Source organism: Candidatus Bathyarchaeota archaeon (assembly GCA_026014465.1).
Taxonomy (GTDB): domain Archaea; phylum Thermoproteota; class Bathyarchaeia; order Bathyarchaeales; family Bathycorpusculaceae; genus JADGNF01.
In genome coordinates, this window is the sequence record JAOZID010000010.1 from 1352996 (window position 1) to 1373419 (window position 20424).

At 49.1% G+C, this 20424-nt stretch carries 19 protein-coding genes and 1 tRNA gene; 11 read left to right on the forward strand and 9 right to left on the reverse strand.

Annotation, left to right across the window (positions count from 1 at the left end; translation table 11 throughout):
* Nucleotides 1-15 precede the first annotated feature (15 nt).
* From NWF04_09130 to NWF04_09180, 11 genes are all read left to right on the forward strand, one after another.
* The gene (locus NWF04_09130) at nucleotides 16-2568 is read left to right on the forward strand and encodes a PQQ-like beta-propeller repeat protein (protein MCW4006735.1); all 2553 of its coding nucleotides are present in this window, start codon (nucleotides 16-18) and stop codon (nucleotides 2566-2568) included.
* A 316-nt stretch (nucleotides 2569-2884) separates the two neighbouring features.
* Nucleotides 2885-2963, forward strand: a tRNA-Arg gene (locus NWF04_09135).
* Between the two features lie 141 nt (nucleotides 2964-3104).
* The gene (gene gap, locus NWF04_09140) at nucleotides 3105-4124 is read left to right on the forward strand and encodes a type I glyceraldehyde-3-phosphate dehydrogenase (GenBank protein ID MCW4006736.1); all 1020 of its coding nucleotides are present in this window, start codon (nucleotides 3105-3107) and stop codon (nucleotides 4122-4124) included.
* Between the two features lie 72 nt (nucleotides 4125-4196).
* Nucleotides 4197-5429, forward strand: a complete 1233-nt coding sequence (locus tag NWF04_09145; protein ID MCW4006737.1) for a phosphoglycerate kinase — start codon at nucleotides 4197-4199, stop codon at nucleotides 5427-5429.
* Between the two features lie 221 nt (nucleotides 5430-5650).
* Entirely contained in the window at nucleotides 5651-7198 is a 1548-nt protein-coding gene (locus NWF04_09150) for a glycoside hydrolase family 57 protein (GenBank protein MCW4006738.1), read from the forward strand.
* A 70-nt stretch (nucleotides 7199-7268) separates the two neighbouring features.
* On the forward strand, nucleotides 7269-7520 hold the full coding sequence (locus tag NWF04_09155) for a hypothetical protein (GenBank protein ID MCW4006739.1): 252 nt from the start codon (nucleotides 7269-7271) through the stop codon (nucleotides 7518-7520).
* A gap of 19 nt (nucleotides 7521-7539) precedes the next feature.
* Nucleotides 7540-8175, forward strand: a complete 636-nt coding sequence (locus NWF04_09160) for a glycosyltransferase (GenBank protein ID MCW4006740.1) — start codon at nucleotides 7540-7542, stop codon at nucleotides 8173-8175.
* Nucleotides 8172-9380, forward strand: a complete 1209-nt coding sequence (locus NWF04_09165) for a glycosyltransferase family 4 protein (GenBank protein ID MCW4006741.1) — start codon at nucleotides 8172-8174, stop codon at nucleotides 9378-9380. Before NWF04_09160 ends, NWF04_09165 begins: the two co-directional genes overlap by 4 nt.
* Before the next feature lie 91 nt (nucleotides 9381-9471).
* A complete protein-coding gene (locus tag NWF04_09170; protein MCW4006742.1) occupies nucleotides 9472-10374 on the forward strand; it encodes a cation diffusion facilitator family transporter in 903 nt (300 codons plus the stop codon).
* A 129-nt stretch (nucleotides 10375-10503) separates the two neighbouring features.
* Nucleotides 10504-11253, forward strand: a complete 750-nt coding sequence (locus tag NWF04_09175; GenBank protein ID MCW4006743.1) for a hypothetical protein — start codon at nucleotides 10504-10506, stop codon at nucleotides 11251-11253.
* An 11-nt stretch (nucleotides 11254-11264) separates the two neighbouring features.
* A complete protein-coding gene (locus NWF04_09180; protein ID MCW4006744.1) occupies nucleotides 11265-11726 on the forward strand; it encodes a hypothetical protein in 462 nt (153 codons plus the stop codon).
* Between the two features lie 9 nt (nucleotides 11727-11735).
* On the opposite strand, the gene NWF04_09185 is transcribed toward NWF04_09180, so the two are convergent.
* The 9 genes from NWF04_09185 to NWF04_09225 all read right to left on the reverse strand — a co-directional run bounded on the left by NWF04_09185 (nucleotide 11736) and on the right by NWF04_09225 (nucleotide 20422).
* Nucleotides 11736-13100, reverse strand: a complete 1365-nt coding sequence (locus NWF04_09185; GenBank protein ID MCW4006745.1) for a TldD/PmbA family protein — start codon at nucleotides 13098-13100, stop codon at nucleotides 11736-11738.
* Nucleotides 13087-14472, reverse strand: a complete 1386-nt coding sequence (locus tag NWF04_09190; GenBank protein MCW4006746.1) for a TldD/PmbA family protein — start codon at nucleotides 14470-14472, stop codon at nucleotides 13087-13089. The genes NWF04_09185 and NWF04_09190 overlap by 14 nt, the downstream gene beginning before the upstream one ends.
* A 72-nt stretch (nucleotides 14473-14544) precedes the next feature.
* Complete coding sequence (locus tag NWF04_09195; protein MCW4006747.1) at nucleotides 14545-15786, reverse strand: endonuclease Q family protein; 1242 nt, start codon at nucleotides 15784-15786, stop codon at nucleotides 14545-14547.
* Nucleotides 15787-15972: 186 nt separating this feature from the next.
* The gene (locus NWF04_09200) at nucleotides 15973-16491 is read right to left on the reverse strand and encodes a hypothetical protein (protein MCW4006748.1); all 519 of its coding nucleotides are present in this window, start codon (nucleotides 16489-16491) and stop codon (nucleotides 15973-15975) included.
* A 323-nt stretch (nucleotides 16492-16814) separates the two neighbouring features.
* Nucleotides 16815-17237, reverse strand: a complete 423-nt coding sequence (locus NWF04_09205; GenBank protein ID MCW4006749.1) for a hypothetical protein — start codon at nucleotides 17235-17237, stop codon at nucleotides 16815-16817.
* Between the two features lie 139 nt (nucleotides 17238-17376).
* Nucleotides 17377-18426 carry an AmmeMemoRadiSam system radical SAM enzyme gene (amrS, locus tag NWF04_09210; GenBank protein MCW4006750.1) on the reverse strand — a complete coding sequence of 350 codons (1050 nt, stop codon included), beginning with the start codon at nucleotides 18424-18426 and terminating at the stop codon, nucleotides 17377-17379.
* A gap of 99 nt (nucleotides 18427-18525) precedes the next feature.
* Complete coding sequence (gene hisI / locus NWF04_09215) at nucleotides 18526-18852, reverse strand: phosphoribosyl-AMP cyclohydrolase (GenBank protein ID MCW4006751.1); 327 nt, start codon at nucleotides 18850-18852, stop codon at nucleotides 18526-18528.
* Nucleotides 18849-19652 (reverse strand): imidazole glycerol phosphate synthase subunit HisF, encoded by an 804-nt coding sequence (hisF, locus tag NWF04_09220; protein MCW4006752.1) that lies wholly within the window; start codon nucleotides 19650-19652, stop codon nucleotides 18849-18851. The genes hisI and hisF overlap by 4 nt, the downstream gene beginning before the upstream one ends.
* A 2-nt stretch (nucleotides 19653-19654) precedes the next feature.
* A complete protein-coding gene (locus NWF04_09225; GenBank protein ID MCW4006753.1) occupies nucleotides 19655-20422 on the reverse strand; it encodes a 1-(5-phosphoribosyl)-5-[(5-phosphoribosylamino)methylideneamino] imidazole-4-carboxamide isomerase in 768 nt (255 codons plus the stop codon).
* Between the last annotated feature and the right edge of the window lie 2 nt (nucleotides 20423-20424).

Genomic DNA, 20424 nt, shown 5'->3' on the forward strand with positions numbered 1-20424 from the left:
CTGGGAAAATATTAAATGTTTAATGCTGAAAAGAAACCCAAAAAAACAGTAGTTCCTACGCTTGTATTGATTCTGCTGCTAACTTCATCCGCTTTTGCTGTTATGATGCCAACATCGACCGCACACGACCCACCATGGACCATAAAAACATACGCGTACATGAGCGCTTCACCCAACCCCATCGGCGTCAATCAACCAGCATTGCTCGTCATGTGGGTTAACGACTACCCGATTACTGCAAACGGACAATACGGTGACCGCTGGCAAAACATGGAAGTAACAGTAACAAAACCCGACGGAACCACAGAAACCCTTGGACCATTCACATCTGACCCCGTAGGAGCCGCATACACAACCTACACTCCTAACCAGGTAGGCGAATATACTTTCGTCTTTAGCTGGCCAGGCAAACTCATCACTGGCGAACCTATTCCCCCTCCTGAAATCGGCGAACGTAACCCCGAATACATTGGCGACACCTATCTGGGTGCAACCAGTGACCCCGTTACTTTGACGGTTCAGGAAGAGCAGATTCAGCCATATGAGGAAACTCCAATTCCTGATGGCTACTGGGAACGCCCCATAAGCGCCCTAAACAGAGCTTGGGGATCAATTGCTGGCCACTGGCTACAAGGAGCAGACAACCCTGGAGACTTCAACAGATACAGCTTAGGTCCTGAAAGCAGCCACATCATGTGGACCTTACCCTACTGGGAAGGCGGCATCATGGGCGGCCAACTAGGCGACCTTAGCTACTACACTGGACAATCCTACGAAACCTTCGGAAACGGCTTGATAATTCTTAACGGAAAACTGTACTACAACGTCCGCGCGCCCCCACGAATGGGTTGGTGGTGTGTTGATTTGCGTACAGGCGAACAGTTGTACTTCCACAACACTACAGGCGCAGTGACATACGATTATCCGCCTTATGGCTTTGACTATTCAGGCAGACTCCCTGAAGGGGAACTCTTGTATGGTCAAGTACTCAACTATGACTCGCCTAACCAGCACGGCGGCTTCCCGTATCTATGGGGCACTGCAGGACCATACACCAACGAGCTAATGCTCTTTGACGGCTTCACTGGCAACTACATATGCCGCATCGCAAACGTTTCAACCGCGGGCACCATGGCAACAGGCAAAGACGGCAGTCTTCTATGGTACAACATCGTACGCTCTGACGGAGACACCCGCTTGACCATCTGGAACACAACCCAAGCCATCTGGTACGAAGACGAATTCGAAAGCAACTATTACTGGATGTGGCGACCCGACCTCAACGCGACCTACGATGGTAACGACGGCTACTCTTTAGACGTTTCAATACCTGATGTTGCTGGAAGCATCTACAAGATTATCCCTGACGAAATCATGATCGGTGGTGTTTCAGGAAACAACGATGACAACGGTGTCACCCAAGGTCACATCTGGGCTATAAGCTTAGCACCTGGACACGTAGGCAGCTTGCTTTGGAACGTTAGCTTCACCCCGCCAAAGAACTCCCTAACATACGGTGGAGGTCTCTTCGGCTACGGCAAAGTCAGCGGACCAACAGTCAGCTATGAAGACGGCATCTTTGTCTTCAAAGAAAGCATCCGCCGCGTTTACTGGGGATATGACCTAGAGACAGGTCAGCAGCTTTGGGAAACCGAGTCAAAACCCGCATGGGACTTCTACGGCATGAGCGAATCCATCGCGTATGGTAAACTGCTCTCCTACGGCTACGCTGGCTTCTTGACATGCTATGACATGCAAACTGGAACAAAACTTTGGGATTACACTAGCGGAACCACAGGCTTTGAAACCTTCTACGAAAACGACCCCTTGCAGTTAGGTGCTATTGCTGACGGAAAGATCTACCTCTTCACCTCTGAGCACTCTCCAACCATGCCGCTTTCACGAGGCAAATACATGCGTTGCATCGACATTGACTCAGGCACAGAACTCTGGAAGATTGAACACTGGGGCACTGACCCAGCAATCGCAGACGGCTACCTAGTAGACCTAAACCTCTATGACAACCAGTACTACTGCTACGGCAAAGGTCCAAGCGAAACCACCGTCACAACTTCACCCAAAGTCGTAGCCAATGGCGGAGCTGTCCTAATTGAAGGCACCGTAACCGATCAATGTGAAGGCGCCATGGGTACCCCCGCAATTGCCGACGAATACATGAACGACTGGATGGAGTACATCTACCAGCAACGACCAATTCCTGCTGACGCCAAAGGAGTCTCCGTAGTCTTAACCGCTATGAGTGACGACGGCAGCAGCTACAGCATCGGCACAGTACAAAGCGACATGAGCGGAATGTTTAGCGCCATGTGGCAGCCACCAGCGGAAGGCAAATACACCATCGTCGCAACCTTCGAAGGCTCAGCATCCTACGCAGCATCCTACGCAGAAACCGCCGTAGGCGTATGCTCAGCAGCAGTAGCTGAAGTATCCCCCGAAGTCACCCCAGGCACCGCCGCAGACTTGCCAATGGAAATCCTCGCCGCAGTCGCAGTACTCATCATCGCAGCCATAGCCATAGTCATAGTCGTAGTCCGCAAGAAAAAATAAACAACAATGAACAACCAAAACTCCCCCACCTTTCTTTTTTCTTTAATCCAAATTATTTACAACCTGGCTGAATGGGCTCAAGGAGTGCCATTAAATCACTGGTAGGTTGAATTTGCCCCTTCTCTCTCCCACAAATCAATCTGTCTTGAGCCCCAGCACACACATAACATTTCACAGCAACCAAACAACAGGCTAACTTGGCATCTTTGCCGTTTGCAAAACGAATAATATATCTGTAAGGCAGTAATCAATTGAGGAAGAACAAAGGCAACAACGCAGGCTCAACACTGACACGTCGTAATCCACCACCACATGAGGGTCCGTAGTCTAGTACGGATTATGACACTGGCCTGCGGAGCCGGAGGTCTTGGGTTCAAATCCCAGCGGACCCGCCACCCTTTCCCCCTACCTACTGTTTTGGTTTTTGGTTGTATTTTGGTGGGTTGTATTGTGTTGTTTTGGTTTTTGGTGGAGGGTCAAAAAATTAATTAAGTCAGAGTGTGGTGTTAGAACTCGGAAAACATTAGGTGATTGTAATGGCGATAAAAGTTGGAATTAACGGTTTTGGAAGAATCGGTAGGCTTTTGTATAGAGCCGCTTTGGAACGCAATGCAAACATTGATTTTGTTGCTATCAACGACTTGGCAGACGCCAAAACTAATGCGCATCTTCTCAAGTATGACTCTGTCCACGGCAGGTTCCCTGGCACAGTTGAAGTCCAAGGCAACGACCTAGTTGTCAACGGTAAAGTTCTAAAAGCCATAAGTGAACGCGACCCCGCAGCATTGCCCTGGAAAGATCTGGGCGTACATCTTGCTGTTGAGTCCACTGGCTTTTTCACTAAACGTGCAGATGCAGCCAAACACCTCCAAGCAGGAGCCAAAAAAGTCCTCATCTCCGCACCCAGCCCCGACCCCGACGTAACAGTTGTCTTAGGCGTCAACCACGACACATATGACCCTGAAAAACACGAAATCCTAAGCAACGCCAGCTGCACAACCAACTGCTTAGCTCCAATTAGCAAGGTTTTGGCTGACAGCTTTGGCTTGGAAAAAGCCTTCATGACAACTACTCACAGCTACACTAACGACCAAAAAGTCCAAGACGTCGTCCACAAAGACATGCGCCGCGCACGCGCAGCAGCGGTGAACATTATCCCAACCAGTACAGGCGCAGCCAAAGCAATTGGCGTAGTTTTGCCCAGCTGCAGCGGCAAGATGAACGGTTACTCCCTTAGGGTTCCAACCCCCGATGTATCCATCGTTGACTTGACTGCTGTTCTGAGCAAAGACGTAACAAAAGAAGAAATCAACGCCGCCATGAAAGAAGCCGCTGAAGGTTCACTCAAAGGAATCTTGCAGTACACTGAAGACCCAATCGTTAGCACAGACGTTCTGCACAGCACCTACAGCTCAGTCTTCGATGCACAATTGACCATGGTCATGGGTGAAAAGAGCAACTTCGTCAAAGTATTCTCATGGTACGACAACGAATGGGGCTTTAGCAACCGCATGGTCGAATTCATCGAAATGGTCGGCAAAAAAGCCGGATTATAAAACCCCTGAAACCTTAAAACCCACCCTTCCTTTTCTTTTTTCAAACAAAATTTCAGTTGGGAGATAAAGTAAATGGCTAATTACAAGACTTTAGACGATTTTGACGTGAAAGACAAAGTAGTTCTGGTTCGCGTAGATTTTAACAGTGAAATTGACCCAAAAACCAAAGACGTAACTAGTGATGTGCGTATTCGTGCTCACGGAGAATCCACCATAAAAGAGCTTGCAGATAAAGGCGCTAAAACTGTAATCCTTGCACATCAAGGCAGAAAAGGTGACCCCGACTACACACCCCTACAGCAGCACGCGCAGGTTCTAAGCAAAATCCTAGACCGCCCCGTGAAATATGTTGATGACCTTTACGGCGAAAAAGCCCAAGCCGCCATAAAAACCCTCAAAAGCGGCGAAATCCTCGTGTTGGAGAACGCGCGCAGTTTTGATGGCGAAACCAAAAAAGGCACCCCCCAAGAGCACTCAAAAACCCCCGTAGTGCAAAACCTTGCGCCCCTTGCTGACCTGTTTGTGAACGATGCGTTTGCAGCCGCCCACCGCGGACACGTAAGCATGGTCGGATTCACCGCTGTACTGCCCAGCGCCGCAGGCAGAATCATGGAACGCGAACTAAAATCCCTCTCACGCGCCCTAGAAAAGCCTGAGAAACCCTGCGTTTACGTTATGGGCGGAGCTAAAGCGGATGATTCTTTGGAGATTAGCCGCTATGTTTTGAGCAACAACATTGCTGATTATGTGCTTGTTGGCGGTGTTACCTCGCAGCTGTTTTTGGCAGCAAAAGGCGTTGTGCTAGGACCAAAAACTATGGCGTTCTTAGAGAAAAAGGACCTCGTTCAGTTCATCCCTGGCATCAAAGACCTGCTCGCAGCCTATCCCAAATCCGTAATCCTGCCCGTAGACGTCGCCCTAGACATGGACGGCAAACGCAAAGAAATCAACGTCTCAGACCTCCCCACAGAACACAGCATCTTTGACATCGGATCCAAAACCGTAGCAGAATTCGAAAAAATCATCAGCCAAGCCAAATCCATAGTCGTCTCAGGACCCATGGGCGTATACGAAAGCGAAGAATTCAACTACGGCACCAAAAAAGTCATGCAAGCCATCGCAAACAGCCCCGGATTTAGCCTCGCAGGCGGCGGCAACACCATAGCCTCCATCAACGAATACGGCCTAAGCAACAAAATCGGCTACATCAGCACCGCAGGCGGAGCCCTCATCGAATTTTTGATGGGCAAAAAACTTCCTGGCGTCGTTGCACTAGAAAACGCAGTTGCAGAAAAGAAAATCTAAAGCCTTCTCTTCTTTCTTTTTGTTTGTTTTGTGTGTTTTGTTGATGCTTTTGTATACTGGCAGCGTTGTTTTTCGGTTTTAGTTGGCAGTTTTTGTGGTGTTTGCTGTGTTTTGTGGTGTGGTTTGTTGTTTTTGGCGTTTTTTTGGTTTGTTTTTGTTGGTTTTTTTTACGGCAAGTCTGAAATAATGGTGTTGTTTCTTTACTGGTGTGAGGTCTGCTTGTGACGGATGTTGTGTTTGTTTTTGAGGTGCATCAGCCGCATCGGTTGCGTAAGAACTTGTTTTGGGAAAACAAGCTGTTTAGGCGCCTTGGCAAAGAAGGGTTTTTTGATTACTATTTTGACCGCGAAATTGACCGCGAAATTTTTGGGCGCGCGGCGGCGAAGTGTTATTTTCCGTCGAATCAGATTTTGCTTGACCTCATAGATGCACACAAAAAAGAGCGGCGTCCTGTTAAGGTGGCGTTTAGTTTGTCGGGCACGTTTTTGGAGCAGTGCGAAATGTACAGCCCTGATTTGCTAGAAACGTTTAGGCAACTCGCGCAAACGGGCTGCGTAGAATTCCTCGACCAAACCTACTACCACTCCATAGCCAGTTTATACCCCGAAAAAGACGAGTTCATAGCTCAAGTGCAAATGCACAAGCAAACCATCCAAACCACCATAGGCTATACGCCCCAAGTCTTTGAAAACACGGAGCTTCTCTACAACAACACCATAGCCAAAACCATCGAAGACCTCGGCTACAAAGGCATCTACACCGAAGGCATAGAAAAAATCCTTAAAGGCAAATCCCCCAACCACCCCTACACGCCGCATGGCACCAAAAACTTGCGGTTGCTCCTGCGAAACTACAAACTCACCGACGACGTAGGCTTCCGCTTCAGTGCTCGTTGGTGGAGTGAATGGCCCCTTACTGCTGACAAGTACGCTCGGTGGTTAGCTCAAGAGCAGGGCGACTGCGTTAGCATATTTCCTGATTATGAGACTTTTGGGGAGCATCACTGGCCTGAAACTGGGATTCACCGCTTCCTAAAACACCTGCCCGAGGAGATTCTTAAATGGGGCAACCTTAAGATGGCAACGCCCAGCGAAGTCATAGCCGAGTATCCGTCACAAGGTGAGGTGGATGTTCCTGAATCGGGTGGTACGGTTTCGTGGGCTGATTTAGAGCGTGACAGCAGCGGCTGGCTAGGTAACGCGATGCAATGGGCATACTGCACCAACCTGCAACGCCTCAAACCCTTAGTTCATGAAGCTGCTGACCCCGAGGTTCTTAGACTTTGGCGATGCTTCCAAACCAGCGACCACCTCTACTACATGTTCGCAGCAGGCGGAGCCCCCGGAGAAGTGCACAGTTACTTTAGCCCGTTTGAGTCTCCTGTAAACGCGTTTGTAGCTGCTCAGACGTCGCTGTTGGATTTCGAAAACCGCCTACGCGCCCTAACCGTAGCCGCAAATGAGCCTTTCCTGTTTTGCACTGCCCCCGACAAAGAACACTTCACAGGCACCATGACCTGGACTCTTAAGGGTTTTCAGGCGGCACTACAAACCGTACCAGTCAAATGCGTAGAGTTCCACAACAGCCGCGGCGACTTTGAAAGCTGGGCAAAGCATTCCCTGCGCGACTCCTACTTGGAAAAGCAGCTTGAAGCGATTCGAAACACAAAAACCCAAGGGGAAACCCTGCGCAAACAACTCGCCACAGTTGCCCAGAAACGTTACCTTCAACTTTCCCGTCAGGTTCAAGCAGCAACAGGTCTGTTCTAGCGCGGCGTTGTGTGTATGCTTTTATAAGTTCAGAGCCGTGATTATTGTGTGAAGAGAAGAGGCATCACAGATGAGAGATGAGCTTCCGTTTCCCGAAAAAGTCCTTCAGACCCTGCATAACTTGTGTGCTACTGCCGCGGATTTGGCGCGAAGAAGCGAAGAAGTCGCCCGCATTTTGGAACGTGACCCCCAAGAAATCGAGGGCGTTTTAGACCGCTACAAATCTGACGGCTTTACTGAAAGCTTTTACGACAACGAAGGAAAAAAACGCTTCTACCTCACTGGCAGGGGCATCATAAAAGTCTGTTCAATCTTCACATAGCCAAGTAAGGAAAGTTATCATGCGCGTTGTACTTCTTTGTTGGGAATATCCGCCCCGAATTGTGGGTAAACTATCCGAGTATGTTAGTGAGCTTGCTACGCAGCTTGTGAACCGCGGCGTAGAAACCTTCGTAGTTACCTACCATGACTCTTACACGGGAACCATCCAAGAACCTAACGGCGCCCAAACCACTCGCGTCTCAAACCCTGTCTTAACCCATGTAAGCTTGCTAACTTGGGTTCTAACCTTAAACCCTGAAGTTGAACGTGCAATAGCAAACATTTACTACCAAACCAAAAAACAGCTTGACCTGCTCGACGTGCACGACTGGCACTTCATACCCGCCGCCGTAGCCATCAAAAACGCCCTAGGCGTGCCCTTTGTCTACTCGGTGGATAGCCTTGAAGACCACCGCTCCCCCAACGCCGATGCCCCGCTCAACATGGCAATCAAAGGCATCGAATGGCTGGGCTTTTATGAAGCCGACAAAATCACTGCCAAATCCGAGTGGATGAAAAACGAAATCATCCGCCTCTACAAAGTGCCCCAAGAAAAAATCCAAGTCACCCCCACCAGCCCGCAAGAGCAATGGGTGAACAGCATCCAAACCGTCTACAACAACGCCGTCGCGGAGTCAGGAGGCAAAAACCTGTGAGCCATCCCCTAACTGTTATGATGCTTAGCTGGGAGTTCCCGCCCAGAATCGTAGGCGGCATATCCCCCCACGTGTACTACCTCTCAAAGAGCCTAGTCCAGAACGGCGTTAACGTTCACGTGGTCACCTGCGACTTCCCTGATGCTCCCTCGTATGAGGTTGTTGATGGCGTGCATGTTCACCGTATTGACAGCTACAAAAACCCGTCTCCTGACTTTGCCACTTGGGTTTATTTGATGAACCTAAACATGCAAAAGGAAGCTGCCTCCATAGCCGCCAAGCTAGAGACGCCTGTTGATGTGTTTCATGCGCATGACTGGCTAGTTGCAAACGCGGGCATCGGCTTAAAGCACATCTTCCGCAAGCCCCTTTTGGTGACTATGCATTCTACTGAGATTGGACGACGCGACGGCTTAAACACCAACACAGAGAAGATGATTCACGAAACCGAAGCGTGGCTCACCTACGAAGCCTGGCGCGTGGTCTGCTGCAGCGACTACATGGTCCAACACGTAAAATGGGCATTTGGCTTACCCAACGACAAAATGGTCATGGTCCCAAACGGCGTAAGCCCCCACGTCTACAACAAACTAGAAAAACAAGACCTAAGCAGTTTTCGCAGAAAATATGCTTTGCCCGACGAGAAGATTGTGCTTTACGTGGGGCGTTTGGTGTATGAGAAGGGCGTGCATTTGCTCATAAACGCGGTGCCCAAAGTTCTTGAACAAGCGGACGCCAAATTTATCGTAGCGGGGACGGGTTATATGCGTGACCAACTTAGCGATATCGTGCGCAGTATGGGTTTAGAGCATAAAGTGTTCTTTGCGGGGTTTGTGGATGAAGAAACTCTGCTTAAGCTGCAGAAAATCGCAGATGTTTCTGTGGTTCCTTCCATGTTTGAACCCTTTGGCATCGTAGCTTTGGAAGCTATGGCAGCTAAAAGCCCCGTGGTGGTCTCAGATACAGGCGGCTTATCAGAGATTGTGCGGCATGACAAAACAGGCGTAAAAGTCTACCCCAACAACGCCGACTCACTAGCATGGGGTATAACCAAACTACTCCAAGACGACAACTACCGCGAAAAAATCAAAACAGCTGCCTACAAAGAAATCCTCGAAAAATATGACTGGAACAAAATTGCCCAGCAAACCCGCCAGCAATACCTCTCCGTTATAGGTGAATACTCCAAAAGCTTCTGGGCATAACCGCCTCCACAAGGCAGTTTGTGTTTTAACTTCTGGTTTTCCCTGTTTGTGTCATTATTAATATTAGCAAGATTTCTCATCGGAATTGTTGATGACGCACCCCCATAAGCCCCATCCAGATTCCCTATCTGGCATGCACGAATACGAAGGCGTCGCTAAACACCGCCTGCTCTTAGCCATGGCTGTAACGGGTGTAGTCATGGTTGTGGAGGTTTTTGGCAGCATCCTAACCGGCAGCTTAGCCCTTGGCAGCGACGCAGGACACATGTTCACCCACCTATTCGCATTAATAATTAGTTACACCGCCGCCGTTTTAGCCTGCAAAAAACCCTGCCACCACCGCACTTTTGGGTTTTACCGCGTCGAAATCTTGGCGGCTCTCTTTAACAGTTTGTTTCTTTTCGCCGTTACCGCTTTCATCTTAATTGACGGCATAGCTCGTTTGCTTAATCCGCAGCCTGTAGTGGGCTTTGAAATGTTCCTTGTTGCCCTGCTTGGTTTAGCCGCCAACGGCCTGAGCATCCTTATCTTAAAAGACAGCGCACACAGCAACCTAAACATCAAAGGCGCCTTCATGCACATGTTCGCCGACACCATCTCCTCAGTTGTCATAATCGTCGGCGCCGTAATTGTCTACTTCACCAACTGGTACATCATCGACCCGCTGCTGGGCATTGGAATTTCCATGCTTATTTTGGTCTGGGCAGTGGGGCTCTTCAAAGACTCCGTGAATGTGCTGCTGGAAACCGCGCCCAAAGGCATGAACATCGACGACATAAGCGCACAGCTACACAAGCAGATTCCCCAAATCGCCGCCATAACCGACATGCACATCTGGGAAATCACCTCCCACATGTACTCCTTCACCGCCCACATCCAACTAGACACAACAGACTACAAGCAATCCCAGCAAATCCTACAGCAAATCAACCAAATCCTCGCCCAAAAATACGGCGTAAAACACACCACCATCCAACTCAAACTCGCCACCTAAACAACCCTGTCTATTTGATTCCCCCTTGTTTTCGGCTCTTTTCTTTTTGTGTTCTTTTGGAGAACAATTTTGTTTCTCAGGGAGAATAATTAGGCACTTTTACCTGTAAGGGGAGTGGTGAATAACCAAATGCCTATAGAAAAAAAATTGATTGCAAGTAGCATACTTGTCATAGCAATAGGGATAGCAAGCATAATGCCCTTGGAATACTTGATGGCAGCCCCAGCGCAACCAACTGGAAACCTCCAAGCTTTAGCCGCCGAGCCATTATTCGATGTCAACGCCCTCTACGTAAACTGCAACCTTAACCACAGTCGCCAAAACGAAACAAACACGGTTTACGGCGCCACAATTAACGGACCCCTCAACATGACTATGCTAAAGCCTGACCCCTTGCAGAATTATGACGCCAAAATTGAATATTTCAAGTTCCGTGTCTACTCTGACGAAGGGCCAATCGCTAACCTGACTTTCTGTGTCGGCTACGCAAATCTCACCCTCACGTGGATGATATGCGGTAATGGAACATTAGGCTTTACAAACGGTTTGACCTATACTGGAACCCTCGTCGACGGCGGTCTTACTGTAGGTGACGGATTTGCAAGCACCAATAACACTGGCTTCTTAAATGGTGAAATAGTCAGCGCAGACCCCAATGCTCCGCCTGAGGCAGTTACAAAGCTTCGAAACGCTGACACCATATACATAGACGTGCATCGGCAGTGTATGCTCACCGTGAAAGGCAACACCACAGTTATGACGCCCGAAAACAGCGACGTACTCCAGCATATGATTTTGACAAAGACCGACAACGGTTTTGCCTATGGAACTTACTTAGAAGGAATGGCTCCGATACCCCCCGAACTAGTAACAGGGTAGCTGATGAAACAATGGCTAACGCGGAAATCGAAGGTAACACATTGAACGTCTACACCTACGTTGCCAAAGAAGGCAGACCAGTGGGCACCCGAGATGTCACCCGAGGCGCCAACCTAAGCAGCCCCAGCGTAGCACACAGGCACCTGCTAAAACTTGAAGCATTAGGCTTAATCCAAAAAACCGCGTACGGCGACTACATGCTCAAAGAAAAAGTAGACGTCAGCGGATACGTGTGGGTCGGCAAAAACCTCGTACCCCGCCTGATATTCTACTCCCTCTTTTTTCTGGGCGCCTTCATCGCTGAAATCACCCTGACTGTAAGCTTTCTAGTAATGGGGTCAACGCTTGAAATAAGTTTTCTTTTCCTCACCGCCATGACCGCAATTGCCATGACCCTGTTCCTAACCGAAGGCATCAAAATGCACAAAAAAATCCAGCCCAAACCTCCGCAGCAGACAGGCAACCAGAACTAGCTTTGGCTGTTATTTGCCGATGACTTTCACGTTTTCAGCAAGCAGCCAAGGCGCAATTACCTGCCCCATTTTACGTTCGTTGCTGGCTACTGCAGTTACGTTTTTGAGCAGCTCAAAGATGTTGCCTGCAAGCATGACACCGTTTGTTGCGTGGCTGATTTCTCCGTTTTTGATTTTCCACGCAGGCGTCGCCACCACTGAAAACTCGCCGCTAACTGGGTTGCTGCTGTGCGCCCCTTGCAAGTAATACACGATTAAGCCCTCATCCACCTCCGCTAAAAGCTCTGCTTCGGTTTTGGTTCCAGGCAAAATGTGAAAGTTCGTGATTTCTATACTGGGCGTGGACAGGTAACCTGCGCGTGCGGCGTTTCCCGTGCTTTGTTTATCTTCTTTTTTGGCAGCATAGTTATCGTAGAGAAAACCGTGCAACACCCCATTTTCAATAAGGGGCGTCTTTTGGTGGGGTGCACCTTCAGCATCGAAAGGTCCCGAACGCAACCCCGTGGGGAATAAGCCGTCATCAAAAACCGTAAGCTCTTCTGAGCCCACTTGCATGCCCAGTTTATCTTTGAAGGGCGATTGGTCACGCTGCACGTTATCAGCTTTCACCGCGTTAATCAACGTATGATAAAGCAGGTCTTGGAGGGCAAACTGCGTCAAGATGACTTTGTAGTTGCCTGTTTGCACGGGCTGAGGATTTAGGGCAGAAACCGCCAACCGCGCAGCTTCTTCACCTACCCATTGGAGATCAACGTTGAGGTTACGCTCCGCGTTAAATTCAAAACAAACCGGAGTCACCCCCTGCGCGTCTTTGGCTAAGGTTGCCAAGCTGCATTCCACGGCGGTTCCCTGATCAAAACTGGCGATGCCATTAGAGTTCGCAATCGCATTCGAAGCGTATCCCGCGCCTACGCCGCCTTCAATGGGAAACACCCGCTTATCTGATTCGGTGGCTGCTTCTAACATGCGCGACGCCATATCCACTAAATCCTTAGGGTGCAACTCCAAAATTTGTCTATCGAAGGTTTTTTCTACGGTGGGGTAGGGTTTTGCCTCGGGGAGCCCTTTCCAGTTGGGGTCGGGTTTGCTTGCTTTGGCTGCGGCTATGGCTTTTTGGATGGTGTCTTCAACTGCGGTTTGGCTGCCTATGATGTTGGTGTAGGCAAAGCCTATGGCTTTTTGCAGCTGTACTCTAATGCCTACGCCTCTATCGATGCTGCGTTGGCTCTTGGTGATTTGACCGCGTTCAACTCCTATGCTGGTTGCTTTATCATCGTAAACAAACGCCTCTGCTTCGGCGGCGCCCTGCTTCAACGCCAATTGCACCGCGTCCTGCGCAAGCTGTAACATGAATTCTTTGTTAAGCGCTGCCACCAACAACCACCTCACTCACTCTAACGTGTGGACCCCCATCACCTATAAAGGCAGTCTGCCCCTTCCCGCACCTGCCCGAATGCAGCGAAAAATCTTTCCCCACAGCATCCACCTTATGCAACGTCTCTAATGTGCTGCCGCTAAACGAGGCGTCCCGCACCGCTTCGCCTACTTCGCCGTTTACTATTTCGTAGGCTTCTTGTATGCCCACTTGGAAGGTACCATCCAGATTTGCTTGTCCGCCGCGGAAACTCTTGAAGTAGTAACCAAACTTTACATCCTCCACAAGCTCTTCAAACGAGCGGTCATGGGGTGCCATGTAGGTGTTGCGCATGCGAATAATAGGTTCTACCCGAAAATCTTCTGCCCGAGCATTCCCCGTTGGTTTTGCACCGAATTTTTGGGCGGTTTCCCTGTTATGCATCAAGCCTTTGACGACGCCGTTTTCGATGAGCAGGGTTTTTTGGGCGGGGACGCCTTCATCGTCGTACTTGAAAGAGCCAAAAGCGTCGTTTACGGTTCCGTCATCATAGAACGTGACTAAATCTGACGCGATTTTCTTGTCCATGTTGTTTGCGAGTACGCCGCCTGCTAACGCTAAATCCGCTTCTGCTAAGTGCCCAAACGCTTCGTGAACAAATACGCCCACCACGTTAGGTCCCAAAACCACGGGAAACCCGCCGCCCCGCGGTGATTTTGCCGACAACTGCGACAGCGCACGTTTTGCCAGTTTTTCCCCTAAAACTTCGGGCGTTTGTTGTTCAAAAATTTCGTAGCCCGCGGTGGAGCCAATTTCTTCTCTGCTAAACGTAAAAACCCCCTGTTGCAGGGCGGAAGCGGTTAGTCGTGACCACACATAGAGTTTATCCTGCTCTATGTTGGTGCCTTCGCTGTTTACGAACTGGCTCTTTCCCGTTAAGTCCAAGTAGTCGATGGTGCAGCTTTTGATGCGGCTGTCTTGTTTGAGGGCGATTTGAGTTGTTTTAGCCGCGTTTTTGATTTTATCTTCTATGCTGACTTGTGCGGGGTCAGTTTTCGGTTTAATCTGCACGCGGTCTTCCACAGGGTCAATCTCGGCTAACTCTATGGGGCGTTTGAGGCTGTAGCTGGCTGCTTTTGCCATGGAGCACGCGTCAGAAACCGAATCCATCAACACTGCCCTATCCGCAGAGCCCACTGAAGCAAAGCCCCATGCGCCGTTCACCAAAACCCGCAGTGCCACGCCGTTTTCGATGCCCTGCTTGGCTGCTTCCACGCGCCCTTCTTTCATGGTAAACATGGTCTTGACAAGATTTTGTGCCCGTACCTCTGCATATTTTGCTCCAAACTTTTCCACCGCTGCCTGAGTTAGCTCTATTAGAAGTTCCTTCACAAGTTATCGCCCTGCATCAGTAAATAGGCATAATCAATAAAATCGTTATGCTCGTCAAGTCAGAAAACGTGTTTACCAGAACTCTGAAAGCCCCAACTGTTGCGCCCCATTGCGTGTTTTGGCTGGTTTGGGTTTGATAGCTTCGCGTTTGATTTTCTCAACGTCTAGTTTGCCGTATACGCCGTCGTAGCCTGGGATGACTTTGATGGTGCCTTCCCTGACACTCACGATGGTTTCGGCAACCGCGGGCTGCACAACCGTCTTCAAGTCATGCCGTGGCGTGTCAATAAGCACAGTGTATTCATCTCCAAACTTGTCCACCAACGCATTATACACTTTCCAGACCGTCTGTGTTGAAGGCGACTCCACCCCCAGTACCGCCGCGATGATTTCTGAAAGCGGAAGCAACCGCATAAACCCCGCTGCTCCATCTAGCTTAAAGTTTTCAGGACGGTCAGCGAGCTCTTCTACGCGTTGTTCCACGCCTTTGGTTAGGCTTCTGTGGCATACGGGGCAGATGTTGTTGTGTTCTCTGGCTTGCGCGGGCGAGAGTGAGACGTTGCAGCTGCGGTGTCCTGTCCAGTGGTATTTGCCATAGGCGGGGTCGGTTTCTATGGTGAATTTTAGTTTGGAGGCGTCCTTTTCGCGTATGGCTTGTGTTATTTCTTTGTAGGTTGCGTGTTTTAGTTCGAAGACGTTGGCTTCTCTGCCCATGCGCCAGGGCCAAAAGCTGTGGCTGTCGCTGTTTGAAAGCAATGTGTACTTGTCAAGGTTGCTTAGTCGCCAGTTCATTGGCGGGTCGCTAGACAGCCCTGTTTCTAATGCGTGGATGTGCTTGGTCATGTCTTGGTAGCAGTCTTCAAGGGTGTCAAAGCCGCTAAACGCTCCAAACACGCTAAACCACGGCGTCCAAGCATGCGCAGGAAAAACTATGTTCTCACCTGAAACCTCCATGACCTCCTCCACTAGCTGCGGCGCAGTCATGCCAAGGATGGGTCTGCCGTCCGCACCCAAGTCGCCGTATTCGGCTAGGGCATCGTTGATTTGGATTGCCGTGTCGATGCTGGGCGTAAAAATCACGTGGTGAACTTTGCGGGTTTTTTCTTCATAATCAAATATGGTGCAGACTTCAGCGGTTAACATGAACTTAGTGGCTAACTCGGGGTTTTCTGCGACCTTGAACAGTCCTGTGCCGTCTTCTGGTCGCAGTGTTTGTTGAACCTCCATGAGCCAGTCAGGATGCGTAAAATCTCCTGTTCCAACAACTTGTAAGCCCTTGATTTTAGCGTAACGCGCAATCTCCTCTATACTCATACGCGGACTTGTTGCCCTGCTAAAACGCCCATGAATATGCAAATCGGCAATTAATCGGATTTTTAAGCTCTCCTCCTGTTGCTGCGAAAAGGATTATTGTTGGTAGTAGTCGCGTTTATCTTAAAAACTTATCACCCCTCCTTGTTGGTTTGTCTAAAAAAGAAAAGAAGATGATTTGTGAGGGGTTTATGGGTTAAAGCTGTAGCTTGTTTCGGTTATGGTTCCAGTTTGCCATGTTCCATTCCATGATATCTCGGCGGGGGTCTGCACGCCTGTTTGAGTGTAATTAACAATCACGGTGTAAACTGGGTTTAGAACTACCGCGTAGCTAAGGGTTACTGTCCACCATGCTCCACCGACTTCTCCATGCGTGGTGGTGTAGCTGTAGGTTTGAGCACCAATTAGCTCTGTTTCTATTTTACCGCCTGTCCAGCTAAGGCTTTGCATGTATTGTGCGGTTTCAGGGTGATTAGTTTCAATGTATGTCATGGTTTGGTCGCGTGCCTGCTGCTGTGTTGAATCATCCTCTGAGGGGGGATTCTCGTTTTCGAGCGGAGAACTTTGAGGTGTCTCAGAAGGTGTTGGGGTAAGGGTGGGAGAAGGTGATGGGTTAGATTCAGGCTGATTTACAGTAAAGCCAACGTAACCGCCCACCAACGCTACTATTGCCACCAGTGCTATTGCATAAATCAATTTCCTTTGCATCAAATGTTCACTTGAACCTCTCTTCTAAAATGTCTATATAACTATGTCACTACCAACGGTTTTGCGCATTTATTGTTGAACAAAAATACACTTTATGAATCAAAAATAAATGATGGATGTGGCATCTGTTTTTCGAGGTGGTTCAAGTTGAGATTCTGCTTAACCACCATGAGCTGTTTTAGTGCCTACCAGTTTTGCGCGATGCCTTCCTCTTTTATGTTGTTGGGTGTTTTGCTGTAAGCGGCACTAAAAAGGTAAAAGAAGACTGAAGCAAAGCCACATCCCTACACATATGGTAGGAGGACGAGGGGGAATGAGGGATGCTATTGTGCAAAGATGTAGCTTGCTTCAGTTGCACATCCGTTTTGGTAGGTGCCTGTCCATGTTATGTGGTAGGGTATGCCTATTTGGGTGGATGTGGTCGAATAGTCGACTGTGATTTCGTAGATGGGGTTTGCTACGACGGGGTACTTTATGGTTAGAGTCCAGCCTTCGCTTTGGTAGATGTAGGTTTCTGCGCCCAGAAGACCTGAATCTTGTCTGCCGCCTGTCCAAGCTAGTTCGGTTATGAACTGCATTGTTTCGGGGTGGTTAGTTTTGATGTAGTCCATGGCTGCGTCGCGTGCTTGTTCTTGAGGGGAGAGAGGAGTTTGAGCGTGACTGTTCATAATTGCCCAGCTAACTGCGCCAACACTGCCAAATATAGCCAGCATGAGAGCGAGGGATACGAGTTTTGCGTGCTTCAAGTTTTTCACCAAAACCCATAGCGTCCACGTAGCTTATAGCACCATGCCTTAGAACAAACTGTTCTAAACTGTGAACAACCCTGTTCCACTCTAAAACTGCCCTTTGCTGCTTTGCCAAAAACCTCAAATGCGAAGCTGTTCAAAACAGGGCATACGGAAACGACGACTTGCTTGGGTAGTATTTTCCTTTGATGGGAATTTTTTGTCCGCAGACGGGGCATTCCATGTTTTCGGTAAGGTTCCACTGTGTAACGTCAAAACTGTAACGTTTAATGACGGCTTCGTCGCAGACGGGACAGTACGTGTTTTCTGCGGGGTGGCTTGGGAAATTGCCGATGTAAACGTAGTTTAGCCCCGCGTTTTTGCTGGTGACATAGGCTTGCTCCAACGTTTCAAGGGGCGTTGCGGGGGTGTTGGTCATTTTGTAGTCTGGATGGAACTTTAGCAGATGAAACGGTGTATCCTCGCCTAGGTGCTCGTGTATCCATGTTGCCATTTTTTCGATTCTGTGCATGTCGTCGCCGACTCTGGGTATCACTAGGTTTGTGATTTCTACGTGGACGCCTTGACGCTTGAACTCGTCCAAAGCATCATAAATAGCTTGAACGTTTGAAGCCCCTGACACTCTCTTGTAAAAGCTCGGGTCACCCCCAGCCTTAAAATCGACCGTAACCGCATCCACAAACGGCGATGCCACCTTAACTGCTTCAGGGGTCATGTAACCGTTAGTCACAAAATTGTTAAACAACCCCTCTTTCTGAGCCAACTTGGCAATATCCAAAGCGTACTCCATGTACACCGTGGGCTCCGTGTACGTGTAACTTATGCCCTGACATTTCCTATCCTTAGCTGCCTGCACCACCTCGTCAGGCGCGAAATCTTTGCCTGGAACCTTTGTTTCTTGGCTTATCATCCAGTTATCACAAAACTGACAGCGAAAATTACACCCCGCCGCCGCAATCGACAAAACCCTTGCGCCTGGATTAAAATGCGACAACGGCTTCTTCCCAATCGGGTCAATACACGCCGAAACTGCCTTGCCATAATTAAGAGAATACAAAACGCCCTCAACGTTTTTCCTAACGCAACAAAACCCCGAGTTGCCCTGTGCTATGTGGCATCTGTGCGCACACAAATTACACTGAACCTTGTCATCCTTTTCTTTCTGGTAAAGAATCGCCCTATACACGAAATATACCCCTAACTGCCCTCTAACTAAGCGTTTAAAGAGAGGGTAAACAAAGAAAACTATGGGGTTTTACCCTAAAAACTCTTAGGGCAACTGCTGCTATAAGGGGTTGTGGAAGCAGGTTTTTTTGCCTGTGTGGCAGGCGGGTCCTGTTTGTTCTACCACGTACAGTAGTGTGTCGTAGTCGCAGTCGGTTTGGACGTTTACGATTTTTTGGGTGTGACCGCTGGTTTCCCCTTTCACCCACAACTCTTGCCTGCTCCTGCTCCAGTATGTTGCCTTCCCCGTCTTTAGCGTGTGTTCTAAGGCTTGCTTGTTTGCGTACGCGAGCATCAAAACCTCCAACGTTTTCGCGTCCTGCACTATCACGGGGATTAAGCCGTTCATCTTTTTCCAGTCAAGCTTCTCAAAGTTTGTTTGGGTCATGGTCGAATGGTCACCCCCTTCTTGCGCAGGTACTCTTTGACCACGGGCACGGGGTATTCGCTGTAGTGGAAAACTGACGCCGCCAACGCCGCATCCGCCTTGCCCTTAGTGAAGGCTTCAAGGAAGTGCTCTGGAACTCCTGCGCCGCCGCTCGCTATGACAGGAACCTTGACGCGTTCTGAAATGGCGCTGGTTAACTCCAAGTCGTAGCCGTCTTTGGTTCCGTCGCAGTCCATGGACGTTAGCAAGAACTCGCCCGCGCCCAACTCCACGGCTTGTAGCGCCCATTGGATGGCGTCTTTGCCTGTGGGTTTGCGCCCGCCATAAGTGTAGACCTCAAACCATACGGGTCCTTTAGCGGTTTGCACCACGGTTTTGCCTTCTTGTATGTTGTAGTTGCGTTTCGCGTCTATAGCAACCACCACGCATTGCTGCCCGAACAGCTCCGCCAAATCCGTTATCAACTGGGGATTTTGAACTGCGGCGGTGTTCACTGAGACCTTGTCGGCTCCGCTGCACAAAATCAGCCTTGCATCCGCGGCGTTACGTATGCCTCCGCCCACCGTGAACGGGATGCTTATGGCTCTAGCCACACCCTCCACCACATCGCGCAATGTGTCACGGTTATCTGACGACGCCGTAATATCCAAAAACACAAGTTCGTCTGCGCCTTCATCTGAGTAACGCTTCGCCAACTCCACAGGGTCACCCGCGTTTTGCAGATTCAAAAAATTAATCCCCTTAACCACGCTACCCCCAGTAACGTCCAAGCACGGAATTATTCTTTTTGCTAATGGCATGTTTAAACTCCAATTTTTTCTATAGCTTCTTTAAGGGTGAATCTGTCTTCGTAAAGAGCTTTCCCGATTACAGCGCCTTCAACCCCAATCTTTTTGAGCTTTATCAAATCATTTATGCTGCCTATGCCGCCTGCCGCGATAATTTTTACATTTGGATATTTGACTATGTGGCTAAGGGTTCTTAGATCGGGTCCAGTCAGCATGCCATCTTGGGCTATTGACGTTATTAGAAAACGTGTGATACCGCGTTCAATGAACATTTCTAATGCATCTTTTACGCTTAACTCAGCCAAAACAAAGCGTCTTCTTTTTTTCATTAAAAAGCCTCTAGGTGTTTTCCAGCCTTGTGTCATAACTAATCCAGCTTCATTGTTATCCAAGGCGACAATAACAGAGTCGGCACCAAACCGATTTTGAATTTTGTCAACAGCTGAGGGGTCGCTGAACGCCAATGAGCCCAAAATAACTTCTTTTATGCCAGTTTTAAACAGTTTTGCGGCTATCTCGAGGCTGCGGATACCGCCGCCTACTTGGATAGGTAACGGAACATTGGCTGCAATTTCGGAAATAACTGTATGGTTATCGCCCTTACCGAAAGCAGCATCTAAATCGATAATATGTAATTTACTTGCGCCCTCGGCGTGCCACCGCTTGGCGGCTTCTATAGGTGTTCCAAACTGTTCTTCGTAACTCTTAGCAGTTTTTGAGTCTCCACGGGTTAAACGAACAATTTTACCATTCATCAAATCAATTGCTGGAATCAACTGCATCT